This window comes from bacterium (assembly GCA_031082185.1).
Classification (GTDB): domain Bacteria; phylum Sysuimicrobiota; class Sysuimicrobiia; order Sysuimicrobiales; family Humicultoraceae; genus VGFA01.
In genome coordinates this window covers 29,584-48,854 of sequence record JAVHLI010000018.1, presented here as the reverse complement: position 1 = coordinate 48,854, position 19,271 = coordinate 29,584, and the positions used below count along the sequence as shown (strand labels likewise).

General features: G+C 68.9%; 15 protein-coding genes. All 15 read right to left on the bottom strand.

Annotated features, from left to right (window positions below; translation table 11 throughout):
- A partial coding sequence (locus RDU83_12990; protein ID MDQ7841917.1) for an LAGLIDADG family homing endonuclease occupies window positions 1-3,154 on the bottom strand: 3,154 nt, incomplete at its 3' end.
- 27 nt (window positions 3,155-3,181) lie between these two features.
- Window positions 3,182-3,703 carry a transcriptional regulator NrdR gene (gene nrdR / locus RDU83_12985; protein MDQ7841916.1) on the bottom strand — a complete coding sequence of 174 codons (522 nt, stop codon included), beginning with the start codon at window positions 3,701-3,703 and terminating at the stop codon, window positions 3,182-3,184.
- A gap of 125 nt (window positions 3,704-3,828) precedes the next feature.
- The gene (locus RDU83_12980; protein ID MDQ7841915.1) at window positions 3,829-5,046 is read right to left on the bottom strand and encodes an ABC transporter permease subunit; all 1,218 of its coding nucleotides are present in this window, start codon (window positions 5,044-5,046) and stop codon (window positions 3,829-3,831) included.
- Between the two features lie 9 nt (window positions 5,047-5,055).
- Window positions 5,056-6,147 (bottom strand): site-2 protease family protein, encoded by a 1,092-nt coding sequence (locus RDU83_12975; GenBank protein ID MDQ7841914.1) that lies wholly within the window; start codon window positions 6,145-6,147, stop codon window positions 5,056-5,058.
- A gap of 12 nt (window positions 6,148-6,159) precedes the next feature.
- A complete protein-coding gene (gene ftsZ, locus RDU83_12970; GenBank protein ID MDQ7841913.1) occupies window positions 6,160-7,215 on the bottom strand; it encodes a cell division protein FtsZ in 1,056 nt (351 codons plus the stop codon).
- Window positions 7,216-7,257: 42 nt separating this feature from the next.
- The gene (ftsA, locus tag RDU83_12965) at window positions 7,258-8,496 is read right to left on the bottom strand and encodes a cell division protein FtsA (GenBank protein ID MDQ7841912.1); all 1,239 of its coding nucleotides are present in this window, start codon (window positions 8,494-8,496) and stop codon (window positions 7,258-7,260) included.
- Window positions 8,497-8,556: 60 nt separating this feature from the next.
- Entirely contained in the window at window positions 8,557-9,321 is a 765-nt protein-coding gene (locus RDU83_12960; GenBank protein ID MDQ7841911.1) for an FtsQ-type POTRA domain-containing protein, read from the bottom strand.
- Window positions 9,322-9,336: 15 nt separating this feature from the next.
- Window positions 9,337-10,257: a UDP-N-acetylmuramate dehydrogenase gene (murB, locus tag RDU83_12955; GenBank protein MDQ7841910.1), complete on the bottom strand. Its 921-nt coding sequence runs from the start codon at window positions 10,255-10,257 to the stop codon at window positions 9,337-9,339.
- Entirely contained in the window at window positions 10,254-11,633 is a 1,380-nt protein-coding gene (gene murC, locus RDU83_12950; protein MDQ7841909.1) for a UDP-N-acetylmuramate--L-alanine ligase, read from the bottom strand. The genes murB and murC overlap by 4 nt, the downstream gene beginning before the upstream one ends.
- Window positions 11,630-12,784, bottom strand: coding sequence for an undecaprenyldiphospho-muramoylpentapeptide beta-N-acetylglucosaminyltransferase (gene murG, locus RDU83_12945; GenBank protein ID MDQ7841908.1), 1,155 nt, complete (start codon window positions 12,782-12,784; stop codon window positions 11,630-11,632). Before murG ends, murC begins: the two co-directional genes overlap by 4 nt.
- Window positions 12,781-13,905 (bottom strand): putative lipid II flippase FtsW, encoded by a 1,125-nt coding sequence (ftsW, locus tag RDU83_12940; protein ID MDQ7841907.1) that lies wholly within the window; start codon window positions 13,903-13,905, stop codon window positions 12,781-12,783. The genes murG and ftsW overlap by 4 nt, the downstream gene beginning before the upstream one ends.
- A gap of 2 nt (window positions 13,906-13,907) precedes the next feature.
- Window positions 13,908-15,398: a UDP-N-acetylmuramoyl-L-alanine--D-glutamate ligase gene (gene murD, locus RDU83_12935; GenBank protein MDQ7841906.1), complete on the bottom strand. Its 1,491-nt coding sequence runs from the start codon at window positions 15,396-15,398 to the stop codon at window positions 13,908-13,910.
- Window positions 15,395-16,378 (bottom strand): phospho-N-acetylmuramoyl-pentapeptide-transferase, encoded by a 984-nt coding sequence (mraY, locus tag RDU83_12930; protein MDQ7841905.1) that lies wholly within the window; start codon window positions 16,376-16,378, stop codon window positions 15,395-15,397. Before mraY ends, murD begins: the two co-directional genes overlap by 4 nt.
- A complete protein-coding gene (gene murF, locus RDU83_12925; GenBank protein ID MDQ7841904.1) occupies window positions 16,375-17,808 on the bottom strand; it encodes a UDP-N-acetylmuramoyl-tripeptide--D-alanyl-D-alanine ligase in 1,434 nt (477 codons plus the stop codon). The genes mraY and murF overlap by 4 nt, the downstream gene beginning before the upstream one ends.
- Window positions 17,792-19,264, bottom strand: coding sequence for a UDP-N-acetylmuramoyl-L-alanyl-D-glutamate--2,6-diaminopimelate ligase (locus RDU83_12920; protein ID MDQ7841903.1), 1,473 nt, complete (start codon window positions 19,262-19,264; stop codon window positions 17,792-17,794). The genes murF and RDU83_12920 overlap by 17 nt, the downstream gene beginning before the upstream one ends.
- Window positions 19,265-19,271 lie beyond the last annotated feature (7 nt).

Genomic DNA, 19,271 nt, shown 5'->3' with positions numbered 1-19,271 from the left:
TGGAGTCGCTCCCCAGGTAGAGAACCTGCTCCCTCTTGCTGCCGTAGCGGTAGACGGTGATGCCCTTGCACCCCGACTTCCAGGCCATGAAGTAGACCTTTTCAACGTCCTCGTGCGCCGCGTCCTGCGGCAGATTGACCGTGGACGAGATCGCGTGGTCAATGTGGCGCTGGATCGCGGCCTGCATCCGGACGCGCATCTCGGGGCGGATCTGGTGTGCGGTAACGAACCAGTCGGGCAGGTCGCTCTGGCGCTCGATTCCGAAGCGGTCCATGAACTCCCGGACGAGCGTGTGGTAAACGGTAAAGAACTCCTGCGAGAGGGACTCCGACCGCCGGACGTACGAAAGGTCGAAGATGGGTTCGATGCCGCTGGTGACGCCTGCCAGCGCCGCCCCGCTTCCCACGGGGGGAACGGTCAGCAGCGCCACGTTGCGCAGCCCGTGGCCGTGGATTCGCTCCTGGACCTTGGGGCAGAGCATCCGAACGAACGCCTGGCTCGTGTGGGATCCCGCGTCGTACCCCGGAAACTGGCCTTTCTCGACGGCCAGGTTGACGCTTTCGTCGTAGACGACGTTCTTGATCCGATCAAAGATCCCGTCCGCGAAGGCGATCGCGGGCTCGGAATCATACCTCAGGCGCAGCATCACCAGCATGTCGCCCAACCCGGTGAAGCCCACGCCGATGCGGCGCGAGTATAGACTCGCCTCCCGGTGCTGGGGCAGGGGATGCCTCTCGGCGTTGTAGTCGAGCACGTTGTCGAGAAAGCGCACGGCATAACGCAACGCCCGATCCAGTTGCTCCCAGTCCACGCGCGCCGATGAGTTGAACTCGTCCCGCACGAAGCGGGCGAGGTTGATGCTGCCCAGGCAGCAGTTCCCGTAGGGTTCGAGGGGTATCTCGCTATTTGACACAATGAGCCCGTTGGCGATAAACGACTTGGTGTCGAGCACGGTGAGATCGTAGACGGGTTCAGAAACGCCCTCGTCCACGACACGCGCGACTCGCGTCACGCTGGTCACCCTGCGAAGTGCCATCTTGGGCGAAGTCCGCAGGGCCTCCAGCATCTGCTGCTTCCGCGGCAGGGCGCTACCGATGCACTCCGCAAATCGCTCGATGGATGGGAATCCCCCGATGCACAGCTTGTAGCTATCGTGCACGCTCTGATACTCGCGCCGCTCGCCGCCCTTGGTGACGTAGGTAAGCCCGGAGGTGCGGGTCGCGTTCTTCACATCCGCGCGGTATGTAGTGATTGTTGAGAACACCCCGAATTGAAGGAGCAGCAACTGCACCTGCTGGATCAGCGTTCGGGATGTGGAAGAGAGCGATACCATCGGCTGCTCTCCGGGATGGGAGACGGTCCCGTCGGCGTCGAACAGGCCGCGCAGGAAGCCGGCCGTCGCTTCCTTTGGGGCGGTCAGGATGGATTCGGGCACCATCTTCTCGTGCGCGACGGCGGGCCTCAACCCGAGCGCCCCCAACATGCGCAGAAACGCCGCAGAATGCACAGACACCCACGCGTGGTTCGTCCCTTCCCGCACCTGGAGGGGGTAGTCGATCTCCGCCACCACCGTCCCGCCACCTGCAGGCACGCGCTCGCGTCGGTATCGCAGGCAGCTAGCGGTCACGCGGTCGATGATCGGCTTCACATGCGGGGCGTCCTTGACGTGCATGTGGACGTCCAGCCGGTTCGCGCTCTCGGCGCGGCTGGAATGCCTGGTGTACGATCCGTCGCCGACCGCGTACCCCAGCAGGTAGGCCAGGTCGTCGTCCCAGACCTCCGGGATGTCAACGAGGCGGTAGTGCGCGTCACGCCGGCGAGGCTGGATCCGCTCGGCGTCGAGGTGGAGATATGGGGAGCGATCACGGAAGACCGTCTCGACCAGCGACGGGTCGTTCAGGTCCATAACCGCAAGTACATCCCCGGAACGCAGCTCGTCGATGCGCTTCCATCCTGTAGATCCATGCTCCGGGTCGTGGGTGTCATCGTTGAGCACTTTGACCTTGTGGTCCCCCGTGCCGCGGACCCCAAAGCCGCTGCTCGTCTCGACCCGATAGATCCGCTTGACCCCTGTGAACGCCAGTGCATCCGCCTTGACCGCGGCCAGGCCCTGATTGTCGGCCGCACGCCGGTCAATCACGACCTCGGGGTTCACGCGGTCGGTAACCGCCTGGCTCACGAGGGCATCCAGCCGGTGAATGCCGCTTGGAGTCATCACATATGTGGACCCAACCAGCGAGCAGGGGTTCGTGGTTATCACGCCCATGCCGTTGTACTCGGAGGTGGACCAGCGCTTGACCGCGTCCCAGAAGATCACGCCGGGCTCCGCGAAATCGCGGGCCCCGCTGACCAGGTCCCGCCATACCTCCCGGGCCTTCACGGTTCGCCGCATGGTGGCGCGCTCGTTCTCAAAAACGAGGTCGTGGGTGCCGTCATCCTCGACCGCGCGCATGAACGCATCGGAGATCCGGACGCTGAGGTTGGCGTACCGAACCTTCTCCAGATTGCGCTTCACCTTGATGAAGTCCAGCACATCGGGGTGGTTGTCGGCGATGGTAATCATGAGCGCCCCGCGCCGTCCCGACTGCCCGATCGTACCCGTGGTCAGCGAGAAGAGCTCCATGAACGATACCGATCCCGTGCTGCTGCGGGCGGCGTTGTTCACCGACGCGCCGCGCGGCCGCAGCACGGAGATGTCGGTGCCCACACCGCCGCCCAGGCTGTAGGTGCGGGCCGCCTGCTTCATCCAGTCGAAGATGGACTCGATCGAGTCGTCCTTGACGGGGATGACATAGCAGTTGAGCGCGGTTACGCGCCGCGAGTTGCCCGCGGCGTGCATGATCCGACCGCCGGGTATGAAGCGGAACCCGCCCATCAGCCAGTTGAAGTTCTCCGTCCACTCCGCCCGGCGGTCCGGGTGCTCAACCGATGCGATCTCCCGCGCAATGCGGTGCCACATCTGGTCAGGCGTGCGCTCCACGACGTTTCCGTCGCGGTCCCGCAAGGCATACTTGTCATGGAAGACGCGGGCGCGTAGCTCGTCACCCCCAAAAGCGGAAAGCGTCTCGGCGGAGATGTCTGATGCTGCGGTCGGCCCCGGAAGATCGCCTGACAGGGCCGGGGGCTGGGTCGAAGAGAACGATGCGCCTTCCATGCAGGTCACCCCCGGGGGAGCGTAGTGTCATCGAGCGATTTGTGAGTCGGTGAGCGTGATAAGGGGAACCTGATCGCGAAGAGCGTCCTCCCGGCGCTTGCGTTCCTTGAGGGTCTCTATCTCCTCCGCTATCGAGTCCACGTCGCGGAACCGACGGTACTCAGAGGCGAACCGGACATAGGCGACATCGTCTAGTCCGCGTAGGCGTTCCATTACGAGGTCTCCGATCGTGGCGGTCGCCACCTCGGGGTTGCCGGGCCGGCGGACCTCGCGTTCCACCTCTTCCACCAGCGCATCCATCGCCTCCACCGAAACAGGCCTCTTCCCGCAGGCGCGTATGACGCCACCCAGCACCTTGGACCGATCAAAGGGCTCGCGCCGTCCGTCGCGCTTCACGACCATCAGGGGAGAAGGGTCGGCCCGTTCGTAGGTGGTGAACCTCCTGCTGCAGTCCAGACACTCCCGCCTCCGGCGTATAGATCGCCCATCCAGCATGGGTCGGGAGTCAAGGACCTTACTCTCTTCGTGGCCACAGAGCGGGCAGCGCATTACGACACCACCGGTAGAGGCAGGGTGATTCTAGAATCCCACATCTTGCGTGTCAATGTCCGCGGCAGCCGCCTTGCTCGCGCGCACGCTCCCGGACGGCCGCTTGCTCTCCCGCGGGTGCCCGATCATCGAATCCGTCCTTCAGGGCCGACCAGCGCCCGGGTCCCCAGGCACAGGACCGGCACGGTCAGGACCGCCAGCGAGCCGGCGGTCCAGGCCAGGGCAGAGAGTGGGGTCGCGCCCACCAGAATGCCCCGGAAGACCACCACGGCGTTCACCACGGGCACGAACACCACCCATGGCTGGGAGACCTCCCCCAGGAGGGGAATCAGCATCACGGGCAGGGCAACCACCAGGTAGAGGGCGGTGAATCCCTGCTGGGCCTCGCGCAGCGACCTGGCCCGGAGGCTGACCCAGAGCTGGCAGGCCGACAGGAACCCTCCCAGCATGGTCGCCACGAGCAGGAGCTTGAGCGCGGTCCCGGCCGGGAGAGAGACCTCAACCGGGTTGGTTGTGAGCAGGACGGAACCGAACCGTAGCGTGGCGACGCCTGCGGCCAGCATGAGACCCACCGCCATCACAGCCGGTGCCAGCACGGCCAAGAACTTCCCGGCAACGACCGCCGATCGCGGCGCCGGTGTGGTCAGCAGGGCGTCCATGCTGCCCCGTTCCCTCTCCCCCACGCCCATGTCGAGGGCGGCATACTGCCCGCCCAGGAGCAGCCATACCGCCAGGAAGAACGGCAGGGCCGCGGCCAGCAGCGCGCCTCCCATCCGCTGCGGCGAGGCCGCATTCCGGGGCTCGATCACTACCGGCACGAGCGCCGCCGGGTCCACGCCCCGCTCCTGCGCCGCGGACTCCAGATCGCGCAGCACGAGCTTGGCCGCCACCTGGGCAACGCGCTGGACCGCGGCGCGGGAGGCGGGCCTGGATTCGTCGTACCACACGGCCACGACCCGGGGGCTGCCGCCGGCCGGCGCCCGGTCAACCAAGACCGCCTCGATCTCGCCCTGGAGCAGCGCCGCCTGCGGCTCGGGCACCGACATCAGGCGGAAAGCCCCCTCCCTGGAACCGAGCGCGGCCAGCCCGCCGGCATCCCCCCCTTGCAGGACGATGCGCACCGGCCGGTCGCGCAGGGCCTCCTGCTGGCGCGCCGCCAGGACCGGCATCACCAGCACCACCAGGGGCATGGTCAGTACAGGAAGCAGCACCGCGGCCACCAGGGTCCGGCGGTCGCGCAGCGTCTCGGCCGCCTCCCTACAGAAGACGGCCGTGGCGGCGCGCCGCCACAGGCCGGGGCGGCCGGCGGAAGATCGGGAAGGCGAGTCGCCGGGGGTGCCCATGGGCCGGCGCTAGAAGGGCGGCGGGAAGACGACGGCGCTCAGCAGGAAGACGGCGATCAGGACCGCACCGACCAGCCGGCGGGAGGAACTCAACGGGGACAGGTCATCCAGCGGTCCCACGTGCCCCCGGCGCATCAGCAGCGCTATGAGTATTGCCATCGGATAGAACCCCATCAGCACGGCAACGGCCACGCCCGCGTACGAAAGCAGGGCGTGAGCGCGGGGGCCGAACGCCGCCCGCACCGCGTGCCCTCCGTCGAGCATCCCGGCCGGCAGCAGGTTGATGCTGGTCACGACCAATCCAATCCACCCGGCGAACAGCACCGGATGCCCCAGCACGGCATGGCCGGATGGTGGGTCGAGAATCAGGCGGATCATGGCTTGAATCAGCAGCGGATCAGGGATGGAGACCATAGCCCCAAGGCGCTCGGGGTGCACGATGAACGATCGGCTGACCCCGTAGAGCAGCACCGGGACGGCAACCAGGAACCCGGCGATGGGACCCGAGGCGCCCAGGTCCATCAGGCCGTCCCTGTTGGGCGCCGGGGTGCGCGTCACGATGACGGCGCCCATTGTGCCTATCGGGGGAGCCATTGGAAGGAAGTACGGCAGGCTGGCATCAATGCCGCGGCGGACGGCCACGAGCTTGTGACCCATCTCGTGGGCTCCCAGGATCACCAGGACGGATAGCGAGAACGCGGCCCCACCCGCCACCGCGCTGTCCAGAAAACCGGCCCTAACCAGCGCCGCCGACTGCAGGTAGCCTGCGTAGAAGGTTGTGGCAACGGTGGCGAGCAGGAGCAGTAGACTTGTTTGCCAGGCCCACCGGCCCGGCGGGGGAGTGGGCACGAGCAAGAGCGCCGGGCGGCCGGAGTGAGTGCGCAGCATCGGCGTCAGGCCCAGCGGCGCCAGCCGGCCCCGCAGGGCCATGAACCGCTCCCCCAGCCCCGTGCCTGTCGCAAGCAGGTAGAGCGGCTGCGGCCCTTCGGCCGCCATCGCCCCGGGTAGAAGCGTCTCGACATGCCGCCTGGCAAGATCCAGCCGCGCGTCGAGGTCGGCCGGCTCCTGCTGCGATGCCCCCGGCAGGCCGTTGTATCCCACGCGGGGGACGCCCTACCGTCTCCGGAGGAACGCAGGAATGTCGAGGTCGTCAATCAGCCTGACCGGTTCCTTGGTCCGGTCGTCCTGCGTCGCCTCCACCATCTCGACACGGCGCGCAGCCTCGAATCCGGTTGCGATCACCGTGATGCGGACCTCGTCGTGCACCTTCTCGTCAATCACGGCGCCGAAGAAGATGTTGGCGTCCGGATCGGCCGCGTCGCGCACGATCTGGGCAGCCTCGCTCACCTCCAGCAGGCCCAGGTCGAGCCCACCGGTGATGTTGATGAGCACCCCGCGCGCGCCTTCCATTGAGGTCTCCAGGAGCGGGCTGTTGATAGCGGACTGCGCCGCGCGGGTCGCCCGATCCTCACCCGAGGCAACCCCGATTCCGATGAGCGCGCTGCCGGCCTCGGCCATGATGGTCCGAACATCGGCGAAGTCCAGGTTGATCAACCCGGGAATCGTGATGAGATCGGCAATCCCCTGCACGCCCTGGCGCAGCACGTCGTCGGCCGTGCGGAACGCCTCCACCACGGTGGCCTGCCGGTCAATGATCTGCAGCAGCCGGTCGTTGGGAATCGTTATCAGGGTGTTGACCTTCTGCTTGAGCGTGCGGACCCCTTCGTCGGCGGTGGCGGCGCGCCGCTTGCCTTCAAACCCAAACGGACGCGTCACAACGCCGACGGTCAGCGCACCCAGCTCGCGTGCCACCTCGGCAATCACCGGCGCGCCTCCGGTACCGGTCCCGCCGCCCATGCCGGCGGTGATGAAGACCATGTCCGCGCCGACCAGGGCCTCGCGGAGCTCCTCCTTGTTCTCCTCGGCGGCCGCCCGGCCCACCGTGGGGTCACCGCCGGCGCCCAACCCCTTGGTGGTTTTCGCGCCGACGTGGATCTTCTTATCGGCGGAAGACAGGGCCAGCGCCTGGACGTCGGTGTTGACCGTTATGAACTCCACACCACGCAGCCCGGCGGAGATCATGCGGTTGACGGCGTTGTTGCCCCCGCCTCCCATCCCGATGACCTTTATCGCCGCATAACGCTGAAGGTCCCGCTCCATGTTGGCCATCACCGCTCCTCCCCACCTAGCGTGGTATGCCCGGCTCCCGCCTCACCCACCCGCCAGCAGATCGCGAATCCACGCGCGGGTCCGATCCCATAAGGAACTCGTGCCGTCCCGGTGGGCGGCGCCCGCCCTCGTCCGGCCGCGCGCTCCGAACAGCGCGAGCCCGACGCCCGTGCTGAAGGCCGGGCTCCGAACCGTCTCCACCAAGCCGGTGATCTGGTCGGGCGCACCGAGGCGGGCAGGAAGCCCAAGCCGAACCTCGGCGTGCTCTATCAGTCCATCGAGAAGTGCGGTCCCACCGGTCACCACCACGCCCGCCGGCACGCGGTGCGTGTAGCCGCTGCGGCGGATCTGGACCTGAACGAGCGAGAATATTTCATCCAACCGCGGCTCGATGAACTCCGCCAGGATCCGGCGTGGGATCACGCGCGGCTGGCGGCCTCCCACGTTGAACACCTCGATCATCTCGCCCTCGGATACGGCCGCCGGCGATGCCGCGCCCCAGCGGACCTTCAGCTTCTCCGCCTCGGCCATCGGGGTCCGCATCCCCACCGCGATGTCGCTGGTAATGTGGGCGCCGGCCACAGGGAGAATCGCCACGTGGCACAGGCCGCCGTTGGCGAATACCCCTATGCTCGTCGTGCCGCCGCCTATGTCCACCAGGATCACGCCGATGTCGCGCTCCGACGGCGTGAGCACGGCCTCCGCCGAAGCCAGCGGCTCCAGCACCATCTCCGCGACCTCCACGCCTGCCAACTGCGCGCACTTGGCCACGTTGGCCAGCGCCGTGGCCACGCCCGTAACGATGTGGGCCTCGACCTCCAGGCGGGTGCCGTACATCCCCACCGGCCGCTTGACGCCGTCCTGACCGTCCACGACGAAGTCGCGCGGGAGAAGATGGATGATCTCGCGGTCGGATGCCGGCAGCGCCGCCATCCGGGCGGCGTCCACGACCCGCGTTACGTCCGCTTCCGCGATCTCGTGATCCCCGCGCGCCACCGCCACCACGCCCCGGCTGTCGGACGAGGTGATGTGCTCCCCGGAAACCGCCACGAAGGCCGTGGTAATGCTGGTCCCGGCCATGCGCTCGGCGCGGTCGGTGGCCTCCTCGATCGCGCGGGCCGTGGAATTAAGGTCCACAACCACCCCGCGGCGCATGCCGGAAGAAGGCACGCTACCGGCGCCGGTGATGTGGACATCGCCGTCCTCGTCCACCTCGCCGACAACGGCACAAACCTTGGTCGTGCCTATGTCCAGGCCCGCGACCGAGCCTCGGCGCACCATACGCTACCTGTAGTGGGTCATGGGTTTATTTTTGCTATATCTTGTTGGGCCATTCCACACCTATCGTCCATCTCCTGCTCCAGACGGTCTAACCACCACGGATCCCCCATACCTCAGGTCCAGCGACAGGGGCGTGACGCCCTTTGCCCGCAGGGCGTCCAGGATCCGCGGCACCTGATCCAGCCGCTCCGATAACCCCACCAGACCCCCGGCACGAATCTCCAGGCCCGAGCGGGTGACGAGGGTCAGGTCCAGACCCGTTGCTACCACGATGCGCTTCAGGTCGCCTGCCAGATGCGCCGGAACCGCGTCCAGGGCCGCGAGCGCGGCTCGCACTCCCTCGGAGGCCACGGAATGGCCTGGGCGGAACAACGCATTTGGTCTGGTGCGGTCCTCGATCTCGGGCAGCCCCCCTGAATCCGAGGCGATCGCCACCACCACATTATCATCGGCCACCCTTGCGAACCCAGCACCGGCGACCAATGCCGCCACCGGGCGGCGCTCGGTGATCCTGATGAGCACGATCCTGGGCGGTCGCACAAGCACCGCTGCCTCCCTGATGCGAGGGTCGGCCCGGAGTTTCCGCAGCACTGCGGCGGCGTCCACGGAGAACAGGCGCTCGGCGCGCCTCAAGCCGGAGAGCTCGACAACCTCGGCTGCGGGAATCGTCTCGGCCCCGTCTACCTCGATGCGCTCCACGGTGAAGAACGCCGACTGCGGGAAGGTGGCCAGAGCGAGCAGCGTAGCCATTATCATCGCAAAGCGCGGCAGAGTCTCCCTCAGGGATGCGGCGTTGGGGCGCGTTGTAGGGTCGGTCGTGTCCACTGTGGATGCCCAGGTTCAGAACTCGCCCAGTAGCTTGACCTCCAATTCCAGGGTGATCCCCAAGCGCTCCTGCAGGCGGGCGCGCACCTGCGCCGCAAGAGCCAGCACGTCGGCGGCGGTGGCCCCTCCCTCGTTGACGATGTAGTTCGCGTGGATATGTGAGACGCGGGCGCCCCCTACGGCCAGACCCTTGCCGCCCACCGACTCGATGATCCGTCCCGCGTGTTCGCCGGGGGGATTGCGGAAGAAGCAGCCTGCGCTCATCCGGCCGATCGGCTGCGTCGCGCCCCGGCGCTCCAGCCACCCCTCCAGGCGGGACCGCACCAGGGCCGGGGAGTCGGGGCGCAGCGCGAGCGTGACCGAAGCAATCACCCAGGGTCGCGCCTGGATGGCCGTGGTCCGGTACCCGAAGCCCATCGCCTCGGGTCCCAGGCAGATAGGACCGTCCGGGGTCAGCACGTCGGCCGCCTCGAAGACCTCTCCCATCGAGTGGCCGTAGGCGCCCGCGTTCATCACCACCGCGCCGCCCACAGACCCGGGAATGCCGGCTGCGAACTCAAGCCCGGCAAGTCCCTTCCGCGCCGTGCGCAGCGCCAGCGCCGGGAGTCCGGCGCCGGCCTCTGCGACGACCTTCGCGCCCTTGATGCTGACGCGACCCACGCCCCTGCCGATCTTCACGACGGTCCCGCGAATTCCCCGGTCCCCTATGAGCACGTTGGATCCGTTGCCCAGGATGACGGGCCGGTGGCCCTCTTCGAACAGCACGGATGCGGCCGCCCGCAACTCATCGGAACTCCTCGGGATCACCAGCAGATCCGCCGGGCCCCCGATGCGGAACAGCACATGATGGGACATCGGCTCGTCCCGGCGCACGTCTGCGACGACCTCGCGCAGCCGCCTTTCCAGACGGGAGGGCGCGGTCGGGGAGACCTTCATCGGGCAACCACCGACAGCCGTTGAAGCAGGGCATCTGCCGCTGCGCCGATGTCCCCTGCCCCCAGCGTGAGCACGATCGTGCCCGGGGAGGCGATCTGTTGCAGGAGGTCCACTGCGGCCTCCGTGGTCGCCCTGAAGCGAACTGGTCGGTGTGGGGCCACCGCATCCACGATCAACTGGGCCGTCACGCCCGGCTGCGCCGGCTCGCCCGCGGGGTAGATCTCGGTCACCACCACCTCGTCTGCGGCATCGAACGCCCGGCCGTACTCGGCGTGGGTGGTGCGCGTGCGCGAATAGCGGTGTGGCTGGAACAAGGCGATCACCCGACGATCGGGCCAGCCCTCGCGCGCCGCGCGGAGCACCGCGTCTATCTTGACCGGATTGTGCGCGTAGTCGTCCACGACGAGCACGCCACCGGCCTCGCCGCGGATCGCGAATCGGCGGGCGGCGCCCCGAAAGCCGGCCAGCGCCTCCAGGACCGCATCGGCCGGCACGCCTATCGCTACCGCGGCGGCGATTGCGCCCAGCGCATTGCTGACGTTGTGCCGACCGGGCACACGCAGCACCATCTCGCCGGACAACCTGCCGGCGATCCACAGTTCGGTCCGGGTCTCCTCCCCGCGAATCACGCGGATCTCTCCCCGAACCGACGCGGCTCGGTCAAAGCCGTAGGTCAGGAAGGACCGGTCGAGGCCGCGGGCAAGCGCGGTCGCACCCGCGTGGTCAAGGCAGACCGCGATGAAGCCCTCCTGGGGAACCGCGCCCAGGAACCGCTCGAACGTTTGCTCGAGATGGCCGGGCGCCGTGTAGTAGTCGCGGTGGTCGGTCGCATCCAGACTGGTCAGCACCGCGGCGAACGGGCGCACGTGCAGGAGCGAACCGTCGCTCTCGTCCACCTCGGCCACGATCCAGGATCCGCGCCCGGTACGCGCACCGCCGCCGTATTCCTCGACATCGGCGCCGATCAACCCGATCGGGTCCAGGCCTGCCGACGCCAGCACGCGCGTGAGCATCGCGGCCGTGGTCGTCTTGCCGTGCGTCCCGACCACCGCCACGCCGCGGCCGAACGCCATCACCTGCGCCAGCAGCTCGGCCCGATGGAGAACCGGCAGGCCAAGAGCTCGCGCGGCGCCGATCTCGTGGTTCTCGTCCGGGACCGCCCTCGAGTAGACCACCACGTCCACATCGGCCAGGTGGTCAGGACTGTGGCCGACTTGGGTTGCCCCGCCGAGCGCGCTGATCCGCCGGAGGGAGGCGGAGTCGCGCAGATCGCACCCCGACACGCGCACTCCCCGGTACAGCAGCACTTCGGCCAGCGCGCTCATCCCTGCGCCGCCTATCCCCACGAAGTGCACCCGTGACGAGCGCTGGATCACGCGCGGACCTCCGTCTCTCCGTGAGGTGTACCGCCAAGTGTGCCGCCGGGCGCGACGAGGCCGAGCACTAGATCGGCCACCACGCCGGATGCGTCCGGGCGCCCCAACACCCGGCTGGCATCCGCCATACCTTTCCGCCGGGGCGGATCGGCCATGAGGGCCTGCACCGCCTCGACCAGCGCCGTGCCGCCGAGGTCGGCGTCGGGCACGAGGATGGCCGCGCCGGCGCGCACCAGGACCTTGGCGTTGTCCTCCTGGTGTCCCTCCGCGGCACTGGGATAGGGGACCAGGATCGAGGGCAGCCCCCACGCGGTCAGCTCGGCCAGCGTGCAGGCGCCGGCCCGGCTGAGCACGAGATCGGCGCAGGCATAGGCGTCGGCGATGTCGTCGAGAAACGGCACCGCAACGTGGCGCAACGCGGGCGGACCGATGTGCTCGCGGTGGCCGATCTCGCGCGCCACCCAATGCGCATGCTCGGTTCCGGTTTGGTGCAGGATCTGCAGCCCCGGCTCAAACATAAGGAGATCGCCCAGCCGGCAGACGGCCCGGTTCAAGCTCAGGGCGCCCTGGCTGCCGCCCAACACGAGCAGGGTAAGCCTGCCCGGGTCAAGACCCCACCTGCCCAGACCCTGCTCCCGATCGCCCTCCATCGCCCGGCGGCGTAATGGGATGCCCGTGACCTCGGTGCGGCGCGCCCTCAGACGTTCAGCCGCCTCGGGATGGGGAATCGAGACCCATCTGGCCCAGCGTGCGATCAGGCGGGTCGCCAGGCCTGGACGCAGGTTCTGCTCCTGCACTCCCAGCGGTACGCCCAGCAGCGCGGCGGCGCATCCGACGGGCACGCACACGTAGCCGCCGGTGGCCACGACCGCGTCCGGCCGCCACCGCCTCAGGAGCCGCAGCGCCTGGAGCGTTCCCACCGCGGTGATCGCCAGCGCCGATGCGGCCGCCAGGCCCGCTCTCCGCGGCAGGCCACGAGCGCGGATCCGCGCAAACGGCCAGCCCTCCGCGGGCACGACGCGGGCTTCGATGCGGTCGCCGCCGACGAAGAGGATCTCCACCTCGGGCCGCCGGCTCCGGAGCGCCTCGGCGATCGCCAGCGCCGGGAAGAGGTGGCCGCCGGTGCCGCCGCCAGTGATAATGATTCTCACTTTCCCTCCCCGGCGGCGTACTGCGAGATGTTGAGCAGGATGCCGATCTGTATCATCGTCATCACCAGCGACGAGCCGCCGAAGCTGACCAGCGGCAGCGGCACGCCCTTGACGGGCAGCAGTCCGGTGGCAACGCCCATGTTCATCAATGCCTGGCCCACGATGGCCGCGGTGATCCCCCCGGCCAGCAGCGACCCGAACCGGTCGGGCGCTGCCCGGCTGATGAGATAGCCGCGGTAGGCCAGGAACGCAAATAGGACCAGCACCCCCACGGTGCCCAGCAATCCAATCTCCTCGCCAACGATAGCGTAGATGAAGTCGGTGTGCCGCTCGGGCAGGTAGAAGAACTTCTGGCGGCTCTCCCCCAGTCCGACCCCGATGAGACCGCCGGACCCAAATGCCAGCAGCGACTGGATGATGTGAAACCCGCTGCCCTGAGGGTCGCTCCAGGGGTCCAGGAAGGACAGGAAACGCCGGAGTCTGTAGGGCGCCGCTGCCACTGCCAGGGCCGCAGCCGGAAGCGCCGCGAGAACCACGAGTCCCAGGTGCGCGATCCGGGCGCCGGAGAGAAATAGGATCGTCATCGTAATCACTACCAGCACAACCGCGGATCCCATGTCGGGCTGCAGAAGGACGAGGCCTGCGAGAACCCCGGTGACAAAGAGCGGTGGTACCACGCCGCGGCGCAAGTCGCGCATGTCGGCGCCGCGCCGAACCGCGAACTGCGCGACATAGAGGGGCAGCGCCAGCTTGGCCAGCTCCACGGGCTGGAAGCCGGCAGGCCCGGCGACGATCCACCGCCGGGCGCCGCCGGCGACCCTGCCGATCCCGGGAATCAGCACGGCGGCGAGCAGGACCGCGGTGGCGAGCAGCAGCGGCACGGCGTAAGCCCGGAGCCGCGGGTAGTGGACGCGGCTGGCGATCCACATAGCGACCAGGCCGATCCCGATCCACGTTGCCTGCCGTCGCAGAAAGTACGCGCTGTCGGCCAGGCGGTCGAATGCGACTATGCTGCTCGCGCTGTAGACCATTACCAGCCCGAACCCGAGCAGGGCCAGCACGCAGATGAACAGGTACAGGTCGCCGGACCGGCGGTGCAGGGCGGGCGGGGGCGCGGTCACGATCACACCTGCCTGCCCGCGCGCGCCGGAAGCGCATCAATCAACCGGCAAAACCGGTCGCCGCGCTGCCGGTAGTCGGCGAACTGGTCAAAGCTCTCGCACCCCGGGGAGAGCAGGATCGCATCCCCGGGCGATGCGGCGTCCCAGGCCGCCGCAATCGCGGCCTCCAGGGTTCCTGCCTGCGAGACGCGCGGGGGTACGGCCATCCCGCCGATCGCATCGGCCAGCAGGGCCGCGGTCGAGCCGATCAGATAGACCGCTCTGACAGGCGCGTCCTCCAGCGCGCGCACCATGGGGTGGAAGTCGTCTGCACGGGCGTCCCTGCGCAGCCCTCCGGCGATGAGGCGAAACGGCCTGACCATGCTCCTGATGGCCGCGGCGGCGGCGGCAGGATTGGTTGCAAGCGAGTCCTCGTAGAACGCAACGCCCTCGCGCTCCGCGGCCAGTCGGAACCGGTAGGGCAGGCCGCGGAACGCGCGCAGCACCGACGCGATCGTCCCGGGCCCGACCCCGACAAGCGCAGCAGCCGCGGCGGCCGCCAGGGCGTTCTCCTGCATGTGGGCGCCGGGCACGGCAAGATCCCCCACCTCCAGCACCGGGCGGGGAGGCACGCCGGCCAGCACGATCCGCCCGCCGTCGAGGTGCGCTCCGGTCGCAACGGGTCGGTGCCGGCTGAACCAGCGCACCGAAGACGCGGCGCCGTCGGCCATTCCCTCCACGAGGGGATCGTCGGCGTTGAGCACCGCGATGTCTGCCGTGCCCTGGTGGCGGACGATCGTGCGTTTCGCCTCGACATAGGCCTCCAGCGATCCGTGGTCGTCCAGGTGGTTAGGTGAGATGTTGGTCACCACCGCGATGTGGGGACTGTAGGGCAGGCCGAGGAGCTGGCGGTTGCTGATCTCCAGAACCAACCACGTCGTATCATCCGCGCCGTCGAGGGAGTACAGCGCAGGCACGTGCGTACGGTCGTTCCCCGATACTACGAGAGGCACTCCGGCGGCCTCCATCATCGCGGCTATCAGCGTGACGACCGTGAACTTGCCGTTCGTACCGGTGACGCCCAGAGTCGGCCCGGGCCAGACCTCGAAGAACAGGTGCGTCATGCTCGACAGCCGAACGCCGCGGGAGGCGGCCGCGCGCACTGGCGCGTTCTCCGGGTGCCGGAACCAGGATTGGGGGACGAAGATGACCCCGGCGTCCTCGATTCCCTCGAGATATCGGTCGCCCTGCCGCCAGGCGATGGGCGCTGCCCGCAGCCGGGCGGCCAGGCGGGCCTGCCCCTCGGAATCCAGCCAGCAGTGCGTGCGCCGCAGCGTCTCGTCGAAGCGCGCTGGCGGCTCCAGATCGTGCACCGTTATCTCCCGGATGCCGTGGTTCAGGAGGAACTCGGTCACGGCGGAGCCCTCGGTGCCGGAGGGGCCCAGAACGTGTATCCGCCGACCCTGGAGCTGCTCCAGGACGGCCCTGACCCGCGCGGGCGGGCGAACGGTCACCAGCCGGCGACCAGCAGGCCGATCAGGAGACAGACCCAACCGGCCAGGTAGAACCGGCGCACGATGACCGGTTCCGACCAGCCCACCAGCTCGAAGTGATGGTGCAGTGGGCTCATGCGGAAGATCCGCCGGCCGCCGGTGAGCTTGAAGTACGCGACCTGCATCATGACGGACGCGGCTTCGGCGACGAACACGCCGCCGATGAAGAGGAACGCGATCTCCGACTTCGTGATGATGGCGAGCGCGGCCAGCACCCCGCCCAGGGCATTGGATCCAACGTCTCCCATGAAGATCCGCGCGGGGTGGGTGTTGTGCTTGAGGAACCCTGCGCAGGCCCCGACCACGGCCGCACCCAGCACCGCGGCAGAGGAAAGCAGCGCTGTCAGCGCCACCACGACGAGCCCGAACGCGGCCACCGCGACCAGCCCGGCGGCCAGACCGTCCAAGCCGTCGCTGAGGTTGACCGCATTGGTGAACCCCACGTAGAGCAGCGCCGCGAAGATCACGTATCCCCACCCGAGGTCGAGCGGGCCCACCCAAGGCACGATGATTTCGGTTCCAAGCCAGGACTGACGGGCGGCCAGGTATCCCAGGGCCAGGCCCAGGATGATCTGCATCGCCAGCCGCTCGCGCGCGCGAAATCCAAGGTTCCGGTTGTGCTGGATCGCCAGGAGATCGTCCAGCAGTCCCACGGCGCCAAAGGCGCCCATCACGGCGAGCCCAAACAGCACGCGGCGGTCAGGGCCTGCCACCAGCAGCGCGGCGGCGGCGATGGCAGCCATGAGCAGCAGTCCGCCCATGGTCGGAGTACCGGTCTTCGCCTGGTGCCGGGCCGGCGCGTCCTCGCGGATGCGCTGTTGCTGTCCCCACGCGGCGAGCGCCGCTATGGTCCGGGGGCCCGCGAGCACGACGATGCCGGCCGCCAGCACGCCGGCGGCGACCACCTGAACCAACAGGGGTATCGCAATGAACGCGTTCACGGCGGCGTTGCCTCCATTCCGGCCCGCAGGCCCTCCAGCACCCTCTCCATCTCGATACCACGCGAACCCTTGATCAGCACGACATCGCCGGGCCGCACCGCCCGGCGCAGCAACGGGATCGCCTCTTCCGTGGTCCCGGCCCAGGCAGCGGCGCCGGGTGCGAGACCGGCGTCGGCGGCTCCCTCCAGGTACCAGCGGGCGTTGGGTCCCACCGCGAGCAGCAGCGCCGGCTGCAGCTCCGCCGCCTGCCGGCCCACCCGGCGGTGGAACTCCGGCGAGTCCGGGCCGAGTTCGAGCATCTCGCCCAACGCGAGCACGCGCCGCCGAGCCGGCCCTGCGAGGACAACCACGTCGAAGGCGGCCTGCATGGACTGCGGGCTGGCATTGTACGTATCGTCTACGACAAGCATCTCGCCGAGGAGGATGATCTCCTGCCGCATCTTCGCCTGGCGTGCGCGGGCAAGCCCTGCTGCGATCTCGTGCAACCCCAGCCCGAACGCGTGGCCCACGGCCGCGGCTACCAGCGCGTTGCGCACCTGGTGAGTGCCCGGGAGCGACAGGGTCACGTCTCCCTGCTGCCCTCCGAGCTGCCCTCCGATGTCGAGCACGAAGGCGCAGCCGTCAGGGGTGCACCTTATATCGGTGGCGCGCACGTCTGCCTCCGGAGAGAGGCCGACCCGGACGACGGGACACCGAACATCCCGCACCAGCCGCTCGGTCAGGGGCTCGTCGGCGTTGACGATCGCGGTGCCGTCCGCGGGTAATCCCTCCAGCAGCTCGGCCTTGGCCGCGGCGATGTTCTCGCGCGTGCCCAGCAGTTCTAGATGGGTGTCGCCTATGGTGGTGACCGCGCCGATGCGGGGAAGCGCCATCTCGACGAGCTCCCTGATCTGTCCCAGGCCGCGCATCGCCATCTCGATGACCGCGACCTCGACTCCCCGGTCCAGTCCCAACAGCGCGAGGGCCACGCCCAGCTCCGCGTTCCAGGACTCCGCGGAGCGGGCCGCGTTGAAGCGCACGGCCAGGACCTCTGCGCAGAGACCGACCGTCGTGGTCTTGCCCACGCTGCCGGTAATGCCGACCACGGTGGTAGGCAGCGTGCGCCGGTGCAGGGCGGCGATCGCGCCCAGCGCGCGCAGCGGGTCTTCCACCACGAGCACCGGGCCGGATGCTACAGGACCTGATGCTGCAGGGCCGGCTCCCGCCGACGCGGCGGCGACCACGCACAGCACGGCGCCGCGCGCTAACGCATCCTCCACGAACTGGTGCCCGTCGGTACTGGGGCCCCGCAGCGCGACGAAGAGATGCCCGGGCGCCACCTTCCGGCTGTCGGTCGTAACCCCGCCGACCGCCGTGGGCGCAGCCACCCCCGGCGGCAGCACGAGACGGCCGCCGGTGGCCGAGACGATGTCACTAACGGCCAGATGCACTCAGGACCTCCCGAACTACCTCCCGGTCGTCAAACGGATGCCTCACGCCGGCGATCTCCTGGTAGGTCTCGTGGCCCTTGCCCGCAATCAGCACTAGGTCGCCTGGGCGCGCCTCCGCCACTGCCGCGGCAATCGCGCGGCGCCGGTCGGGTTCGATCTGCACGCGCACGCCGCGGCGGGTCGCGGCGGCCTCGACGCCCGGACGTATCTCGTCAATGATCGAGCGGGGATCCTCGGTGCGCGGATTGTCGGAGGTCACCACCACGTGGTCGGCCCAACTCGCCGCGATCTTGCCCATCACCGGGCGCTTGGGCCGGTCGCGATCCCCGCCGCAGCCGAAGACCACGATCAGCCGGCCGCCGGTCACCTCGCGGGCGCTGCGCAGCACGTTTTCAAGGCCGTCGGGCGTGTGGGCGTAGTCCACGACCACCGCAAAGGGCTGTCCCTCCTCGATGCTCTCAAAGCGACCCGGGATACCGGGCATCGCGGCCAGGGCTTCGGCCATCACCGCCAGAGGCAGTTCCGCCGTGATGCCCACGGCCAGCGCTGCGAGCGCGTTTGCGACGTTGAAGCCGCCGGCCAGCCGCAGCTCGACCGGAATGCTACCCGCCGGCGTTTCAGCGGTGAACGTTGATCCGCGCAGGTGCAGCCGGAGGTCGCGTCCGCGCACATCGGCGGGCTCGCGCACGCCGTAGGTCACCACCGGCGCCGGGCTGACCGCACGCATGATCCGCGACGTGGGGTCGTCGGCGTTTAGGACCGCCCACCCGTCGCCGGGGAGCATCGCGAACAACCGCGCCTTGGCTGCGCGGTAGGCCTCCATGCTCTTGTGGAAGTCCAGATGGTCCCGCGTGAGGTTGGTGAACACCCCGACCTTGAACCGGCACCCGGCAACCCGCTCCAGCGCCAGCGCGTGGGACGCGACCTCGACCGCAGCGTACTGCATACCCGCACTCACCATGGACGCCAGCGCCCGATGCAGGTCTGGCGCCTCAGGGGTCGTGCGCGCCGACGGCAGCACCCCTCCGTCAATGACAATCCCCATCGTCCCGATGATGCCGCACGGCCGTCCGGCCGCGCGCAGGATCGCTTCGATCAGGTAGGTGGTGGCGCCCTTGCCGTTGGTCCCGGTGACGCCGATCACGCTCAGGCGGCGCGAGGGATGCCCATGGTACGCTGCGCTGATCTGCGCGAGCGCGCGGCGGGTGTCGGAGGTCCGCACCACCGCAACGCCTGGAGGCGCGGCGACCGCGCGATCCACCAGGATCGCGGACGCGCCGCGGGTGACGGCCTCTCCGATGAAGGCGTGCCCGTCGTGGACCGTGCCGCGGAGCGCGGCAAACAGAAACCCGGGACCACACTCCCGGGAGTCGTAAGCGAGCCCGCGAATCTCCACGCCGGGGTCGCCCACCACCGACGGCGCGTCGAGCTCCGTCAGCAGCGCGCGCAGATGCATCCACCCA